Source organism: Leifsonia sp. 115AMFTsu3.1, from assembly GCF_004362795.1.
In the GTDB taxonomy this organism is placed as follows: domain Bacteria; phylum Actinomycetota; class Actinomycetes; order Actinomycetales; family Microbacteriaceae; genus Leifsonia.
The window spans coordinates 1736735-1752535 of the sequence record NZ_SNYB01000001.1 but is presented as its reverse complement, the minus strand read 5'-3'; the positions used below and the strand labels follow the sequence as shown (position 1 = coordinate 1752535).

Annotated in this window: 17 protein-coding genes and 1 tRNA gene; 8 read left to right on the top strand and 10 right to left on the bottom strand. The window is 67.3% G+C overall.

Translation table 11 applies throughout. The features are described from left to right. Positions 1-26 precede the first annotated feature (26 nt). Genes hpaE through AXZ95_RS08480 form a run of 3 tightly spaced genes read left to right on the top strand, consistent with a single transcriptional unit; the run spans position 27 to position 3656 of the window. A complete protein-coding gene (gene hpaE / locus AXZ95_RS08490; protein ID WP_018190605.1) occupies positions 27-1574 on the top strand; it encodes a 5-carboxymethyl-2-hydroxymuconate semialdehyde dehydrogenase in 1548 nt (515 codons plus the stop codon). Positions 1575-1625: 51 nt separating this feature from the next. Next, positions 1626-2759 (top strand): 3,4-dihydroxyphenylacetate 2,3-dioxygenase, encoded by a 1134-nt coding sequence (hpaD, locus tag AXZ95_RS08485; RefSeq protein WP_018190604.1) that lies wholly within the window; start codon positions 1626-1628, stop codon positions 2757-2759. 57 nt (positions 2760-2816) lie between these two features. Continuing rightward, positions 2817-3656: a hypothetical protein gene (locus AXZ95_RS08480; protein ID WP_231371051.1), complete on the top strand. Its 840-nt coding sequence runs from the start codon at positions 2817-2819 to the stop codon at positions 3654-3656. A gap of 18 nt (positions 3657-3674) precedes the next feature. Here the strand turns inward: AXZ95_RS08480 and AXZ95_RS08475 are convergent, their stop codons facing one another. Then, complete coding sequence (locus AXZ95_RS08475) at positions 3675-4163, bottom strand: GNAT family N-acetyltransferase (protein ID WP_018190602.1); 489 nt, start codon at positions 4161-4163, stop codon at positions 3675-3677. 47 nt (positions 4164-4210) lie between these two features. Between AXZ95_RS08475 and AXZ95_RS08470 the strand changes: the two genes are divergently transcribed. From AXZ95_RS08470 to AXZ95_RS08460, 3 genes are read left to right on the top strand one after another with little or no spacing between them, the layout of a single operon-like run. After that, positions 4211-4423: a hypothetical protein gene (locus tag AXZ95_RS08470; protein ID WP_231371052.1), complete on the top strand. Its 213-nt coding sequence runs from the start codon at positions 4211-4213 to the stop codon at positions 4421-4423. Further along, positions 4423-4701: a hypothetical protein gene (locus AXZ95_RS08465; RefSeq protein WP_018190600.1), complete on the top strand. Its 279-nt coding sequence runs from the start codon at positions 4423-4425 to the stop codon at positions 4699-4701. The genes AXZ95_RS08470 and AXZ95_RS08465 overlap by 1 nt, the downstream gene beginning before the upstream one ends. Positions 4702-4711: 10 nt before the next feature. Further along, complete coding sequence (locus AXZ95_RS08460) at positions 4712-5320, top strand: DUF1349 domain-containing protein (protein WP_018190599.1); 609 nt, start codon at positions 4712-4714, stop codon at positions 5318-5320. 7 nt (positions 5321-5327) lie between these two features. Here AXZ95_RS08460 and AXZ95_RS08455 read toward each other — a convergent pair whose 3' ends face one another. From AXZ95_RS08455 to AXZ95_RS08440, 4 genes are all read right to left on the bottom strand, one after another. Then, positions 5328-5717 (bottom strand): VOC family protein, encoded by a 390-nt coding sequence (locus AXZ95_RS08455; protein ID WP_018190598.1) that lies wholly within the window; start codon positions 5715-5717, stop codon positions 5328-5330. 265 nt (positions 5718-5982) lie between these two features. Beyond that, positions 5983-8100, bottom strand: a complete 2118-nt coding sequence (locus tag AXZ95_RS08450; protein ID WP_133638818.1) for a hypothetical protein — start codon at positions 8098-8100, stop codon at positions 5983-5985. Beyond that, complete coding sequence (locus tag AXZ95_RS08445) at positions 8097-8474, bottom strand: hypothetical protein (protein ID WP_018190596.1); 378 nt, start codon at positions 8472-8474, stop codon at positions 8097-8099. Before AXZ95_RS08445 ends, AXZ95_RS08450 begins: the two co-directional genes overlap by 4 nt. A gap of 898 nt (positions 8475-9372) precedes the next feature. Next, entirely contained in the window at positions 9373-10500 is a 1128-nt protein-coding gene (locus AXZ95_RS08440) for an FAD-dependent oxidoreductase (RefSeq protein ID WP_018190595.1), read from the bottom strand. A 125-nt stretch (positions 10501-10625) separates the two neighbouring features. Between AXZ95_RS08440 and AXZ95_RS08435 the strand changes: the two genes are divergently transcribed. Then, on the top strand, positions 10626-10943 hold the full coding sequence (locus AXZ95_RS08435) for a hypothetical protein (RefSeq protein WP_018190594.1): 318 nt from the start codon (positions 10626-10628) through the stop codon (positions 10941-10943). A 98-nt stretch (positions 10944-11041) separates the two neighbouring features. Here the strand turns inward: AXZ95_RS08435 and AXZ95_RS08430 are convergent, their stop codons facing one another. Together AXZ95_RS08430 and AXZ95_RS08425 are read right to left on the bottom strand one after the other, a co-directional pair. Then, on the bottom strand, positions 11042-11521 hold the full coding sequence (locus AXZ95_RS08430) for a hypothetical protein (protein WP_231374385.1): 480 nt from the start codon (positions 11519-11521) through the stop codon (positions 11042-11044). Positions 11522-11523: 2 nt separating this feature from the next. Further along, entirely contained in the window at positions 11524-12237 is a 714-nt protein-coding gene (locus AXZ95_RS08425; RefSeq protein ID WP_018190592.1) for a DUF1275 family protein, read from the bottom strand. Between the two features lie 206 nt (positions 12238-12443). Here AXZ95_RS08425 and AXZ95_RS08420 point away from each other — a divergent pair, with 206 nt between their 5' ends. Then, positions 12444-13133, top strand: a complete 690-nt coding sequence (locus AXZ95_RS08420; RefSeq protein ID WP_018190591.1) for an alpha/beta hydrolase — start codon at positions 12444-12446, stop codon at positions 13131-13133. 48 nt (positions 13134-13181) lie between these two features. Here AXZ95_RS08420 and AXZ95_RS08415 read toward each other — a convergent pair. From AXZ95_RS08415 to gltX, 3 genes are all read right to left on the bottom strand, one after another. Then, positions 13182-13253, bottom strand: a tRNA-Gln gene (locus AXZ95_RS08415). A gap of 57 nt (positions 13254-13310) precedes the next feature. Next, positions 13311-14276 carry an NAD(P)/FAD-dependent oxidoreductase gene (locus tag AXZ95_RS08410; RefSeq protein ID WP_018190590.1) on the bottom strand — a complete coding sequence of 322 codons (966 nt, stop codon included), beginning with the start codon at positions 14274-14276 and terminating at the stop codon, positions 13311-13313. A 4-nt stretch (positions 14277-14280) separates the two neighbouring features. Beyond that, on the bottom strand, positions 14281-15798 hold the full coding sequence (gene gltX / locus AXZ95_RS08405; protein ID WP_018190589.1) for a glutamate--tRNA ligase: 1518 nt from the start codon (positions 15796-15798) through the stop codon (positions 14281-14283). Positions 15799-15801 lie beyond the last annotated feature (3 nt).

Sequence of the window (15801 nt, the reverse complement as noted above, 5' to 3'; positions counted from 1 at the left end):
CCGTTACGACCGACAGGAGGCCGCGCATGGCGCAGCACCACATCCCCGAGAACCTCCCGGACACCATCCGGCACTTCATCGACGGCCGCTTCGTCGACAGCGTCTCGGGCGCGACGTTCGACGTGCTCGACCCGGTGTCGAACGAGACGTACGCGCAGGCTGCAGCCGGTCAGAAGGAGGACATCGACCTGGCCGTGGCCGCCGCCCGCCGCGCCTTCCGCGAGGGTCCGTGGCCGCGGATGAAGCCGCGCGAGCGGGCGCGGGTGCTTAACCGCATCGCCGACGCGGTCGAAGAGCAGGATGCGCGCCTCGCCGAGCTCGAGACCTTCGACACCGGCCTCCCGATCACCCAGGCGCTCGGTCAGGCGCAGCGTGCCGCGGAGAACTTCCGCTTCTTCGCCGACCTGATCGTGGCGCAGGCCGACGACGCCTACAAGGTCCCCGGCAGCCAACTGAACTACGTCAACCGCAAGCCGATCGGCGTCGCCGGACTCATCACCCCCTGGAACACGCCGTTCATGCTGGAGAGCTGGAAGCTCGCCCCGGCGCTCGCCACCGGAAACACGGTCGTGCTGAAGCCGGCCGAGTTCACGCCGTTGTCGGCGAGCCTGTGGGCGGAGATCTTCCGTGAGGCCGGCGTGCCGGACGGCGTGTTCAACCTCGTCAACGGTCTCGGCGAGGAGGCGGGTGACGCGCTGGTGAAGCATCCCGACGTCCCGCTCATCTCGTTCACCGGCGAGAGCCGGACCGGGCAGCTGATCTTCGCGAACGCCGCGCCGTTCCTCAAGGGCCTGTCGATGGAGCTGGGCGGCAAGTCGCCCGCTGTCGTGTTCGCCGACGCGGACCTGGATGCGGCGATCGACTCGACGCTGTTCGGCGTGTTCTCGCTCAATGGCGAGCGCTGCACGGCCGGCTCCCGCATCCTGGTCGAGCGTCCGATCTACGACGAGTTCCTGGAGCATTACGCCGAGCGGGCGAGGAACATCGTCGTCGGCGACCCGCACGACCCGAAGACCGAGGTCGGCGCGCTCGTGCACCCGGAGCACTTCGAGAAGGTCATGTCGTACGTCGAGCTCGGCAAGCAGGAGGGACGTCTGCTCGCGGGCGGCGGACGCCCGGAGGGTCTCGAGCACGGCAACTACGTCGCGCCGACCGTTTTCGCCGACGTCGCGCCTGACGCGCGGATCTTCCAGGAGGAGATCTTCGGCCCGGTCGTCGCGATCACCCCGTTCGACTCGGACGAGGAGGCGCTGGATCTCGCCAACGGCGTGAAGTACGGCCTCGCCGCCTACATCTGGACCAGCGACCTGGAGCGCGCGCACACCTTCGCCCAGAACGTCGAGGCCGGGATGGTGTGGCTCAACTCGCACAACGTCCGCGACCTGCGCACGCCGTTCGGCGGCGTGAAGGCCTCCGGACTGGGGCACGAGGGCGGATACCGCTCCATCGACTTCTACACGGATCAGCAGGCCGTGCACATCACGCTGGGCCCCGTCCACACCGCCCGCTTCGGTGCGAGTGCGCACCAGCCGGAGGAAGCGGCGGAAGCGGCCGAAGACGCCGGCGACGCCTGACCCCGCATCCATCACAAACCCGCACAGACTCAACGCAGAGGACGCACCACCATGACCATCACCCCCGACTCGCCGGAGCCCACCGTGACCGGCAGCGACCCCATCCCGGCGCCGACCGACCGCATCCCGACGCCGAAGGCCACCCCGCCGGACGTCGTGCGGTGCGCCTACATGGAGCTCGTCGTCACCGACCTCGCCGCCAGCCGCGAGTTCTACGTCGATGTGCTCGACCTCGTCGTCACCGAGGAGGACGAGAACGCCGTGTACCTGCGGTCGTTCGAGGAGTTCATCCACCACAACCTCGTGCTGCGCAAGGGACCGGTGGCGGCCGTCGCCGCATTCGCGTACCGGGTGCGGACGCCGGAGGACCTGGACCGCGCTGTCGCGTTCTACACCGAGCTGGGCTGCCGCGTGGAGCGTCGCGCCGAGGGCTTCACGAAGGGCGTCGGCGACTCGGTGCGCGTTGAAGACCCGCTCGGCTTCCCGTACGAGTTCTTCTACGAGGTGGAGCACGTGGAGCGCCTCGCCTGGCGCTACGACCTGTACACGCCCGGCACGCTCGTCCGGATCGACCACTTCAACCAGGTCACCCCCGACGTGCCGCGCGCCGTGAAGTACATGGAGGACCTCGGCTTCCGCGTCACCGAGGACATCCAGGACGAGCACGGCACCACCTACGCCGCGTGGATGCGCCGCAAGCCGACCGTGCACGACACCGCGATGACCGGCGGCGACGGCCCGCGCATGCACCACGTCGCATTCGCCACCCACGAGAAGCACAACATCATCGCGATCTGCGACAAGCTGGGCGCCCTCCGCCGCAGCGACTGCATCGAGCGCGGACCGGGCCGTCACGGGGTCTCCAACGCGTTCTACCTGTACCTGCGCGACCCCGACGGCCACCGCGTCGAGATCTACACGCAGGACTACTACACCGGCGACCCGGACAACCCGGTCGTCACGTGGGACGTGCACGACAACCAGCGCCGCGACTGGTGGGGCAACCCCGTCGTGCCGTCCTGGTACACGGAGGCGTCGACCGTCCTCGACCTCGACGGCAACCCGCAGCCGCTGACGAGCCGCACCGACGACTCCGAGATGGAGGTCACCATCGGCGCGGACGGCTTCTCGTACACCCGCAAGGGCGAAGAGGCGCAGGGCTTCAAGCTCGGCGCACAGGTGTAGTCCGGTGCGCGTGCCGCTGGTTCTACGTGGGCCAGCGGCGTGCGCTAGGGTCGAGCCATGATTCATCGGGGGGTGGGTCGCGGCGCCGCGGCTCTGTTCATCGTGGCGGTCACCGCGGTCGTCTCGGGATGCTCGTTGCTCGCGCCGGCCGCATCCCGCCCGACGTCGACGCCGACCGAGACGCCGGATCCCGTCCCCATCGCGCAGCAGCTCCCTGACCTGCGCGTGGCCGGGCAGACCATCGCGACGGGTCAGCTGCAGGCCGTGGAGCACGACCCCGGCGACGGGATGCCTGCAGAGCCACCGCTGACCGGCGCGGTGCGAGTGGTCGTCAACTCGTGGCTCCGGGTCGAGGTGCACGTGCGGCCCGACGCCCCGCTTCCGGCGGGGAGCGCCGACGCCTCCCGACTGCACGGCTACTCCCTCCTCGTGACGAACGCCCGCCACGATGGCAAGCCGGATCCGGTGCAGCCCATGGTGTTCGGCCTGGACTCGGACCTCGTCAGCGTCACGCCCGACGGCGAGCTCGTGCTGCCCATCCCGCCGGGCTTCACGTCCGAAGGCGATCCGTCGTACCTGCACTCCATCGAGGAGACGGTCGGCGGCTCCGGCGTCATCGCGGCCGCGCCGTTGACGTGGACCCTGCCCTCCCCGTTCCCGGAGCTCCAGGCCGCCGACCACGGCCCCGTGTCCTTTGCCCGGGGGAAGGCGATCGTGAAGGACGGCGTGCTGACCGGTTACGTCCCCAACCCCTACGACACCCTCTTCGCCGTATCGCGTCGCTTCGGCCTCACCGAGGTCGAGCTCGTCTGGCTGAACCCCGCCCTCCTGTTCGGTTCCCCGGAACCGCAGCTGAAGTACGACGTCGAGATCACCCTCGACCCGGCGAACCGCTGACGCGACGACGGCCGTCGTTCAGCCCGATGCCCCCGGCGCATCCCGATGCACGACGTAGACGTGGAGCAGTCGCCCCTCCGAGCTGAAACCGTGCCGCTCGTACACGGGCACCGCCCGCGGGCTGGAGTGCACCGTCACGCGCTCGAGCCCCCGCTCGCGAGCGCTGTCCACGACGGCGTCGATCAGCCGGCCGCCGATCCCGCGGTTGCGATGTCCGGGGGCGACGTACGCGCACTGCAGGTCGCCGGACGCGCGGTCGAACGCGCGCGCGCTCGGGACCCGCGGGATGACGGCCAGCCACGTCATCCCGATCACCGCGCCGTCCGCGACGGCGACGAAGCACTCGTGCGTGTCCTGATGGTCGCTCGCCCACTCGGCGAACTGCTCCGCGAACACCTCGCGTGGATCGAGGGCCTCACCCCCGAACTCGAACACCGAGTCCCAGCGCAGCCCGCCGACCGCCGCCCACTCCGTCGGCCGCGCCGGCCGCACGTCGATATCGCCCATCCCGCCAGCCTATGACGGGCCCGTGAGCGCGGGCGTAGTGTCGCCGCATGAATCCGCGTCGGCCTCGCAGCCAGTTCGTGGCGCTTGTCGTCATCGGTCTGGTGGTCGCCGTCGGCGAGACGCTGTCGTTGCTCTTCCTCACCGGATCGGGAGGAGTGGATGCGGTGGGCGTCCTCATCGTCGCCGCGGCCCTCGCCATGGCGATCGTGGGCGTGATCGGGCTGCGACGGCGGTCCGCCGAGCAGGATCGGAAGCGCTGATGGTCTTCCTCCATCGGGCTGTCGAGCTGTGGTTCCGGATCATCTCGCCTCTCGGCGGTCTGCTGTTCGGCGTCGTCTTCCTCCTGTGGGGCTTAGGGGTGCTGCCGGGTCAAGATGGGCGTGTGGACGGGCGTCTGGAGTTCGCGATTCTGGGCGCCGTCCTGATGCTTCTGGCGCTGACCGGCTTCGTCCTGGCCAACACCAAACGTGCTCGGCGCGCCTGGAGGACGAGTCTCGGCGTGGTGCCGGAGGACGACTCGGTGGAGAGGGTGCCGTAGCGTTCTCGGTATGCCGATCAGCATCTCCGCCCTGCCCGAACTCTCCTGGACCCACACTCCCGGCGACGCCGACGTCGACCCCTCGACCGAGGTGCTCACTCTGACGGCCGCCGCCGGGGTCGACTGGTCGAACGACGCGCTCGGCGCGCACTCGCAGCACGCCGCGACCGCGCTCACGCTCGAGGCGCCCGCGGGCGACTTCGCCCTGTCCGCCCGGGTTCGCGTCGCGGAGCCCCGCACGACCTTCGACGCCGGCGCCCTCGTGCTGTGGAGCGACGACGACCACTGGGCGAAGCTGTGCTTCGAGTTCTCGCCGCAGGGTCAGCCGATGGTGGTGAGCGTCGTCACCGACCGTTACTCGGACGACTGCAACAGCACCCACGTCACCAGCGGCGAGGTCTTCCTGCGCGTCGCGCGCGTCGGGGAGGCGTGGGCGTTCCACTCGTCGACGGACGGCGTCCAGTGGGACTTCGTCCGCCTGTTCCGGCTGGACGCCGGCGCGGACGCCTGGAGAGTCGGCTTCCTGTCGCAGGCACCGATGGGCGACACCTGCACCGCGACCTTCGACCGGATCGCGCTCCGCCACGACGGGCTCGCTGACCTCCGCAACGGGGAGTGAGCGGGCCTCAGACGCGCTCGACCACCTCGAACCGGTTGCCGTCGGGGTCGTGCGCCGCGAACATCGCCGGGACGTCCGGCCAACGGAGCACCTCTCCCACGTCGGCGCCGGCTCGAACCAGGGTCTCGTGGGTGCGCTCCGCGTCGAGCGTCTCGAAGCGGATGCCCGTCTCGACGCCCGCGGGAGCATCCGGCTGGGCCGGCACCAGGGACACCGACACCGCGGAGCCGGGTGGTGCGAGCATGATCCAGCGGCTCCCGAGCTGCGGGAGCGGCGCGTCGACCCGCACCTCGAGCCCGAGGACATCGCGGTAGAACGCGAGCGCGCGATCCTGGTCGGAGACCGGGATGCCGATGGTGCTGACGCCGACGATGCCGGCGCCTTCCGTGTCCGTCATGCGCGACATCCTCCACCACATGGAATCCCTTGGGGAGACACATAACGGCTCGATCGCAAATCATCCGAACACTGCTTCGACTGCTTGAGTATTTGACCTCGAACCGAGACGGAGGAAGATCACGTTGATCAACGAGCGGGACTTGTGTTCGCGACGACGTGCAAGCTGCCCGTCTTCACGTCGATACACAACTAGCGCGGAATTGAACGTGCCATAAGCGCTCTTATTGAGTGAGTTCCCCAGCACCACACCTGCTTAGTGGGTCCTACAGAGAGAAATTATTCTCGTCGACCCAATCGACGAAGTCATCGAGAAAACCCCGGTAGCTCGGATTGTCGATATTGAGGTCCACCATGTCACGAACCGAAAAATCGCTGAGATGGAGAAAGTAGACCCCATCCTCCTTTGAGATGACCCCGCGTTCGACGCCAAACTCGTGGGCAGCCCAGCTTGCACGCCCTTTCGCAACTATCGTATCCATGACGTTCGCAGGATAGTTCGGATCTCCTTTGACCATGGACTTCTTTATGTACCAGCGTGCATTGGACTGGAAGGCTGTAGCTGCCGTCCAGATCCGCTCCTTCCCTGTATCGCCCGTCGGCCTCGATGCACGAAACGATGTCCACGGATAAGACGTCTCCGATGCAATGAGCTTGAGCAGTACAGCATTCGAAGGCACCACGCGGCGTGTCACTCCGCTAATTCGGCGCGCCTCGATAAAAGATGGCTGACTGTCGCGACTTGGCCTAAGCCGTAGTTCCGGCGCTTCTGAGGCGAATTCATCACACGTAATGTCCGCGAGTGGACCGACTGAGAACTCCTGAGCCCCTTCACCGGCGACGACCCGCAGAGATGGGGCATTGATATCCGTACGTGCGACTCCTTGCATCAGGTAGAGGGCTTCTCCCGCAGACAGTTGGGCGGTGACTGTGTGCAACTCGACGCCCGCTTCTTCCAGTCGTGCCCTGACCGAAGAACCACCGTCAGTCTGCGATTCAGACTCGACTTCCTCTACCAATAGAAGTACATCATCGCGAAACTCTGCGGCATGTGAAGCGACGAGCAGGGTTAGCGCCGTGGGATTCACTGACTCAAGCCCCATCTCTGCGGAAAGGGCGAGTCTCATAAGAATTGGCGAAGGAGCGACCCGAGGGTCACACCAGTTGTCACGTATGACTCTTGCGCGAAGCGCATCTGCGCTTCCCAAACTCGACGCCACAGCATAATCGCGGAAAGCCGCATTCGTGAATCGAAGAAGTGGGTTGTCTTCGCTCTCAAGGCTTCCAGCCACGAACGGGTGCACGCGGAACTGTTCGCGGATCTGCGACTCGATTTCGCCCCACCAGCTTTCTTCCTCCGGTTCTGCTTCCGGAGTAATCGGAATCTCGAGTGGACGGTCTGCCAGCAGTAGGGAAAGCTGAAGTTCCTTGGTGTAGCAAAGACGCCCATACTCTACCTTCGCGGGGTCTCCAGCCCCGAAACTGCTCGCGAACTTCTGTGTTTCTCGATCCAGCACCTCTTCAATGATTCTGATCAACAAACCCCAGACGTGCTCGGTTGTCCCTGCACGCTTGATCTCGTGGAGGACTCGCATCATGTTCACTTCCGGGTCGTAGAAGGTCGCAAGCGCGTCTAGGACGGGCGCATAACCTACGAAAGAGTCGGCCTGCAACCAGTCCTGCGCGCCGAGTGCGTCCATAACGAGCTCGAAGAATGCGCCGAGGAAGTCCTGAAGCTCCTGTGTGGGCCCCGAACCGCTCAGTCCAAGTGCCTTCAGCCGCACGAAGGCCCTCGCTTGCTGCTCTGTGAAGAAAGCCACGTCGATGCGCGCCACAGGAGTTTGGCGCTGTTCAAGCACTCGGGCCGTCTCGTCAATCGTGTCGGGGCGACCCAAGATCACAGCCGAGGGGCGCCCGTGAACTCCCGCCCCGATCAGCTCTGCCAGATCTTGAATCGCCACGCCGTAGTCCTGGGGACCGTTCCCGACCAAGGCCTCGTCTGCTGAATCAATTATGAGAGTCGCTCGACCTGCATGTACCTCTGCCACAAGCTCCAGCGCCTGCTGACCACCCAACTGACGTGCGAGCGCTCCTGTGAAGAATGCCTCACCGATTCGACGGCCCGCTAGGTCAACCAACGGATTCCGCGTACGAAGGCCTAGCTCGCGGGCTAGAACCGACTTCCCAACCGCAGCCGGAGCTGCCACGAGGAGTACCCGACCTTCGGACAGCCCTACCATCGGGTCCCGATCAAGAAAAGTTGGCTCTATGAAGTGGTCCAGCCCCTCTCGAACCAACAGGTCATCGGCGAGCAGCGAAGCGCGCGCGCTAGACAAGCCAACCATCGAAACCAACTCATCGAAAGTTACTGGCGCTTCGGTCACGACTTCTTCTCCTTGGCTCTAGCTCTATCGGTCATCCAGGTCGCAGCCCGCCAACCTAGCCACGCGAGCAGAATGCCCGAGCCTGCCACCAGGGCAGCTACCCACCACTTCTTGAGATCTAGCTCCCACAAGCTGGTCGGCAACAAATTGATACCCAAGTAGGAGAACCATATCGACGGAAGTAACAGCGCCGCCCCGACGCGCGCAAGAAGGCGGTCACGCTCTTGCGCACGCTGGTCTTCGAGCTCTCGCGTGCGGTTCGCCTGTTGGATCTGCTCACTCAATCGGATGCTAGCGACCCCCGCGAGTGCCGCGATCGCCGCATCTGTGCTGGAAATCGCCGCTTCAAGATCGATAGTCGCATCGTCGCGCACTCCCTCATGCCTGAGCAGGAAGAGCGCCCGCTGAAGCCGGACTCGACTTGATATAGCCCAGTGGAAGCCAGCACCGTAAGCGCCTCCTCGCGAGGATTCTCGGCTAGAGCTAGTGTCTGCTAGTTCCCTAACTATCGCATCTGACGTGGCATCGACCACACGGACACTAGATTCAACGAGTTCGGAAGCGATTGCATCCGAAACACCTGCCCAATCTGCGGAGTTCCGGACTGATCGAAGTTGCCGCACAATCGTGGATCGAATTGAGGACTCTCCCAATGCCGGTGCTGAATCGTCCCATGAGCTAGGCAGAGTACCTATCTGCGCTACACAAATTAACAAGAGCCTGGGCCCGGCGACGATATGAGTTACGTGTAGCGCGTCGCGCGATCGCCCCATCAAGCCGATCGTCGATACTTCTCTGTGGGTTCTCTCTGCATCGTGTAGGTCCAACTGCATTTCTATCGCAATCGCATGCTCTTCTACTTCCCTACGACTTACCGCATCGGCGAAGTACCGCAGCATAATCATGCGTCCGCCTGACCCAAGCAGGCTTGCCCCTAGCGCGGTGGGCGATATCTCTCGGAGGCCGCGTTCAGCAAGTACATACGCGGCGCTTAGCCCGCCGCCCGCCACGATCATGCTCCCGCCTCAGAAAGATCAGCCAACGCAAACCGTTTGGAACATGCGGGCTTCGCCCAACGACCGCATGGGTCGTTGGCTCGACGACTGACGGGATCCTGGCCCTGTGGGCAATCCACTGGCGGTGATTGCCAAGCCTGGACACACCCGTTCAGAAAGCGTCGCATCCCGCTCATCTTGCCATCTTCTGCGCTACCAGGCCTCTCCACCATCGAGCGCTCCGCGGGGAGGGGCCGGCGACGAGCGGACGATGCGGCTACGCGGCGGGCGGCGCGACCGCCACACGGAAGCGCCGTGCGGCGGGCTCGCCGTGCAGCGCCAGACGGGCGAGCACATCGCCGAGTGCCGGACCGAACTTGAATCCGTGACCCGAGAACCCGGTTGCGATGACGACCTTCCCGACGCGGTCGAGCACGAAGTCCTCCTGCTCGGTGCTGTCGTAGAGGCAGCTGATGCCCTCGGGATGCGTCGCATCGACACCCGGCACCCACTCGGCCACGTACCGCTTCAGCTGTTCCAGTCTGTCGGGATCGATGCGCCGATCGCGGCCGTCCGGGTCCACCTCCGGCCCGATGCCGTGGAAGCCGACCTTGACGCCCTCGCCCGGGGTCAGCAGTCCGTAGGCGCTCGCTGCACCGTCACGGGTGGGGTGGTGCACGAAGCTCGGCCACGCCGTCTCCGTGTCCGCCAGGCCAGGAAGTACCGGGAAGTGCGCCGGTTGTTCCTCCGTCACGCGTACCTCTGGAAGCTCCACAATGTGAGCCGAGAGCCAGGGGCGCAGGAGTGACGGCGTCCACGAGCCCGCCGCGACCACCACCAGGTCGGCGGTATGGGTGCCACCGTCGGTCACCACCGTCACACTGTCGCCGGAGTCCTCCACTCCCGTCGCCCGGACGCCGAAGCGCAGCTCCGCTCCAGCGTCTTCGGCTGCATCGAGAAGGGCGTCCAGGGCGTCGGCCGCCCGCAACCGGCCGCCGCCCGGGCTGAACAGCACGTGGTCCTCGAACCGGAGGCCCGACCAGCGCGTCTCGGCCTCGGCACCTGTCAGCCACTCGTAGGGCAGTCCCGCCGCATCCTGCGCCTCGGCGATCGCCTTCAGCACCACCGGATCGCCGTGGTCGACCGCTCCCGTCGCGTCGAGCAGCGTGCGGCCGCTGATCCGCTCCAGCTGCTTCCACCCGGTGAGCGCGCGGACGGACAGCTCCACATAGTCCTGCTCCGCGTAGCCGTGACGGAAGATCCTGGTCGCACCGTGCGACGACCCGCGATCGTGGCCGCGTTCGAACGCCTCCAGCAGCAGCACCGACGCTCCTTCGCGCGCCACCGACCAGGCCGTCGCCGCGCCGACGACACCCGCACCGATGACGATCACGCTCGTTGCCATGCCGCAACCCTATCGAGCGGCGGACGACGATCCCGCCGCGCCTCTGCGCATTCGCAGCGGGTGGCCCTTGAGGGATCCGGCATCCGGACATTGGATGGAGTCCCACGACGAAAGGACGACAGGCGATGTCGACTGATCAGTACCACGAGCCGCCGAGCGAGCTCAGCGAGGAGACGCGAACGTTCGCGCGGATGTGCGCGAGCCTGTCCGAGGAGGCGGAGGCGATCGGCTGGTACGAGCAGCGCATCGCCGTCGAGAAGGACGAGGTCGCGAAGGCGATCATGCTCGACTCTCTCGCAGAGGAGTACAAGCACTTCAGTATGGAGCTCGAGTTCCTGCTGCGGGCCAAGCCGCAGTGGCGGGAGACGGCGAAGGGCATCCTCTTCCAGCACGGCGACATCGTCCAACACGGCGAGGAGGCCGAAGAGGCCGCCGCCTCCTAAGCCTCCCCTCCTTTCCTCCGTCGAAGTGCACGTTGTTGCGGTCGACACGCCGTGCGAGACAGCAACAACGTGCACCTCGGCGAGCCGTGCCGACCGACTCACGCGTCGACGTGGATGAGGAACACCCAGGCGCTGAGCACCCCACCGACGAAGGCCACGAACACCGCCGGGACGAGCACATAGATGCCAGCCTCCCCGACGACGACCATGAGGATGCCTGCCGCGAGCAGAGTCACGGAGGTCACCACGTTCGGGTTGATCCGCTGGATCGCGCGCCCGAGCGGGGTCGGCGACGGCCCGGTGGCCCGCCGGTCCAGCACGAGCAGCGTGACAGCCGTCAGCACTGCGAGGACGATCACCTCGATGCCGAGAACCCTCGCAGGCTGACCGGGCACGGCGAGGAGCACCGCCACCAGCAGCATCGCGGTGAAGAGGCTCAGCGTCTGAGCCGCCCGGAGACGCAGTTCCGTGGACCCGGCGATGACCTGGATCCGGATGGATACGGCCACGAAGAGCAGGCCGAGGAGCGCCGCCGCCGCGCCGCCGACGATGGTGGCGAACACACCCCAGTCAGCCATCGTCACTCGCCGAAGTCCGAACCGCGGCCGGGGAGGAGGAGGCCCGTCGCAAGGAGAGCCGCCACCCACGCGACGACCGGGCCGAGGACCGGCGCGAGTGCCAGCGTGGCGGTCGCGCACACCGCGCCGACCGGCAGAGCGAGCACCGAGAGCACCCGGACGCCCTGGCCGTGGGCGGTGCGCAGCGCAAGGTCCTGCATCGTGGTGGTCAGCGTTCCCGTGACGTAGGTGGTGGTCACGCCATCCACATCGGAGAGCTTCTTCGCCGCCACGGTCTGCAGTGCCAGCGCAGCCGCGGAGAGAGCGATCACCACGCAACGCTCCACCGTGCTGTCGGCGCCGGGCAGCACCATCCAGATCACGACGACGACGGTCTGCACGGCCGCAGACGGCAGCACCAGGCGACGGAACGCCCGTCGTGCCGTCGCCGGGACGGTCGTCGGGGCGCTCGTGAGCCGGAACGCGGCGTATAGGACGCCCACGAACGAGACGATGGCCACACCAGCCGTCAGAAGGGTCAGCGCGAACTGGGGCCGGGTGAACATACCGCTCAGGATCAGGTTGCCGGTCATGTTCGCCGTGAAGATCCCGCCGAGGGCGAGGAAGGCGAAGGCGTCGGCCGCGCCCGCCGAGAAGGACAGCAGAACCAGGGCCAGGTGGATGCGGCGCACCCGTCCGGGATGCGTCGACTGGACGAGTTCCGGCGTACCGGTCACATCGGGCCGATCGGAGACGGTTCGTCGGTCATGGGTCGCTCTCCCCTGGGGCGATGGTGCCGGAGCGGTGCTCGTTCGGGTGGCCGTCAAAGTAGCAGGTTCCGCCCGCGTCCCGCCAGATCCGTCACGATCTGCTCCTGTTGTCGCAGCGATCCTCCCTGCTACCGTGCTGCCACGCTCCACCCGCTCGGCTGAAAGAGGTCGGAATGCCTGAAGCTGCCACCAACGTCGTCCTCGTCCACGGTGCCTACGCCGACGGATCGTCCTGGTCGAAGGTGATCCCCCGCCTGCAGGCCGCAGGTCTTGGAGTGACGGCGGTGCAGCATCCCCTCACCACGCTCCAGGACGGCGTCGAGATCACCCGACGCGCCATCGCCCTGAATCCCGGCCCGACCGTGCTCGTCGGGCACTCGTTCGCCGGGATGATCGTCACAGAGGCCGGGGTCGACCCGGCTGTCTCAGCGCTCGTCTACGTCGCGGCTCGCGCCCCCGACGCCGGCGAAGACTACGGCGCGCTCGCCAAGACCTACCCCCTGCCGCCCGCGTCCGCCGGGGTGGTGTGGTCGGAGGGGTGGGGCCGCCTCACCGAGGAGGCGTTCCTGCGCGACTTCGCCGGCGACCTCCCGCCGGAGGAGGCGCGGGTACTGTGTGCGGTGCAGGGACCGATCTCCGACACGCTTTTCTCCGGCAGGACCACGCACGCCGCCTGGCGCGACAAGCCCAGCTGGTACGCGGTCTCGACGGAGGACCGGACGATCAACCCCGACCTCGAGCGCTTCATGGCGAAACGGATGGGCGCCACCACCATCGAGCTCGCCGCCAGCCACGTCTCGCTCGTCTCGCACCCAGCGGAGGTCTCCGACCTCATCCTCGCTGCGGCTGGACGGGCCGCCTGACCCCTCACGAGGCAACAAAAAAGCCCCGGAGAACCGGGGCGCTTCTTGCTGGGGTACCTGGACTCGAACCAAGAACAACTGAACCAGAATCAGCCGTGTTGCCAATTACACCATACCCCACCGGCCTGAACCGTAGTCCGGGCACGAGAAACAACTCTAGCCTACCGGCAGGCCGGACTACAAAACGGGGGCGTCCTCCAGCGAGAGCCCGATGAGGTCGCGGTTGACGGCCGCGGCGACCACCGCACCGGAGCCCGCGGCGACGATCAGCTGCTGCGGTCCGGGTGCCGACGTCTCCCCCGCCGCGTACACGCCGGGAAGCGACGTGCGGCCGTCCGCGTCGGTCAGCAGGTAGCCGTCGGCGTCGCGATCGAGGTCGAGCGCATCCACGAATGACAGGGAGGGCGACCACACCGGGCGCAGGAACCCGCCGGCCCGCTCGACGAGGGTGCCGTCCGCGAGACGGACGCCGGTCATGACGCCCTTCTCGCCGACCACGTCGTCGATCGGGCGGCGTTCGACCCGCACACCGAGGCGGGCGAGCGTGCGCTCCTCGTCCTCGCCGATCGGCGCGACGCCGTTGGTGAAGACGATCAGGTCGTCCGTCCACTGCGTGAGCAGCAGAGCCCGCTCGGCCAGGTCGTCGGTCTCGCCGATCAGGGCGAGTGGCTGACCGGCCGACTCGAAACCGTCGCATTCGATGCAGCTGTGCAGCTGGGTGCCGTAGAACGCGCGGATGCTCGGGATGGCCGGCATCGTCTCCGTCACACCGGTCGCGATGAGCACCGTGTCGGCGCGTACGTCGACGTCAGAGCCTCCGCGCACCCCGCGGGCCGTGACCCGGAAGCCGTCGCCCTCCACCGAGACCGCGCCGACCTGGGCGAAGACGACGGTCGCGTTGTCGTACGCGTCCACTTCCTCCCGGCCCATCCGGCGCAGCTCCAGCGGGCTGACCCCGTCGCGGGTGAGGAACCCGTGGGCGAGCAGTGTCGCAGCGTGGCGCGGGCGGTTGCCGTCCACCACGAGCACACGGCGCCGGGCGCGGGCCAGGTTGAGTGCCGCGGACAGGCCCGCGGGGCCCCCGCCGATGACGACGACCTCGTAGGACGGCTCGAGAGCCGGCGGCGCGGTCACACCGGTCATCGCGCTAGCCCAGGTCCGCCGACAGCCGGTCGAGCCGGGCGATGGTCTCCGCCTTGCCCAGGATCTCCATCGACTCGAACAGTGGCGGCGACACCCGGCGGCCCGAGAGCGCCACCCGCAGCGGGCCGAACGCGACGCGCGGCTTCAGCGCCATCCCCTCGACCAGGGCGTCGCGCAGTGCGGACTCGATGGCCTCGTGGTTCCACTCCGCCTCGGGCACCAGCTCCAGCGCACCGAGTGACGCGGCCAGCACCTCGCCCGCGTTGTCCGGCAGCGAAGCGCGCGCGTCGGGCTCGACCACGAGCGAGGCGGCGTCGGTGAAGAGGAAGCCGAGCATCCCGGGCGTCTCCCCCAGCAGCTGCACGCGCTCCTGAACCAGCGGCGCCGCCTTCGCGAGCACCTCGTGCTGAGCAGGCGTCAGCGGCTCCTCCACCACACCGGCCGCGGCCAGGTACGGGACGGTGCGCTCGGCGAAGTCGGCCACATCCAAGAGCCGGATGTGGTCGCCGTTGATCGACTCCGCCTTCTTCAGGTCGAAGCGGGCCGGGTTCGGGTTGACGTCCTTCACGTCGAACGCCGCCACCATCTCCTCCAGCGAGAAGACGTCGCGGTCGTGCGTCAGCGACCAGCCGAGCAGCGCCAGGTAGTTGACCAGGCCCTCGTGGATGAAGCCACGGTCGCGGTGATGGAACAGGTTCGACTCGGGGTCTCGCTTGGAGAGCTTCTTGTTGCCCTCCCCCATCACGTACGGGAGGTGGCCGAAGCGCGGGACGAACGTGGTCACTCCCGCGTCGATCAGCGCGTGGTACAGCGCGATCTGGCGCGGGGTCGACGACAGCAGGTCCTCGCCGCGGAGCACGTGCGTGATGCCCATGAGCGCGTCGTCGACCGGGTTCACGAACGTGTACAGCGGGTGGCCGTTGGGGCGCACCACGACGAAGTCGCTGAACGAGCCGGCCTTGAAGGTGATCTCGCCGCGCACCAGGTCGTCGAAGCTGAGATCGTCGTCCGGCACGCGCAGCCGCAGGGCGGGCTCCCGGCCCTCGGCGCGGTAGGCGGCCTTCTGCTCGTCGGTGAGGTCGCGCTCGAAGTTGTCGTAGCCGAGCTTCGGGTCGCGGCCGAGCGACACGTTGCGCGCCTCGATCTCCTCCGCCGTCGCGAAGCTCTCGTAGATGTGGCCGGAATCGCGCAGCTTCTGGATGAGGTCGCGGTAGATGCCGTACCGCTGCGACTGCCGGTAGGGTCCGTCGGGGCCTCCGACGTCGATGCCCTCGTCCCAGTCGAGGCGCAGCCAGCGCAGCGCATCCAGGATCTGCTGGTAGCTCTCCTCGCTGTCGCGGGCGGCGTCGGTGTCCTCGATGCGGAACACCATCTTCCCGCCCGTGTGGCGCGCATACGCCCAGTTGAACAGGGCGGTGCGGATCAGGCCGACGTGCGGAGTACCGGTCGGCGACGGGCAGAAGCGCACGCGCACATCGGCGCCGGTGGCCTCGGAGAACGGGTGAGCGATCGAGTCAGACATACA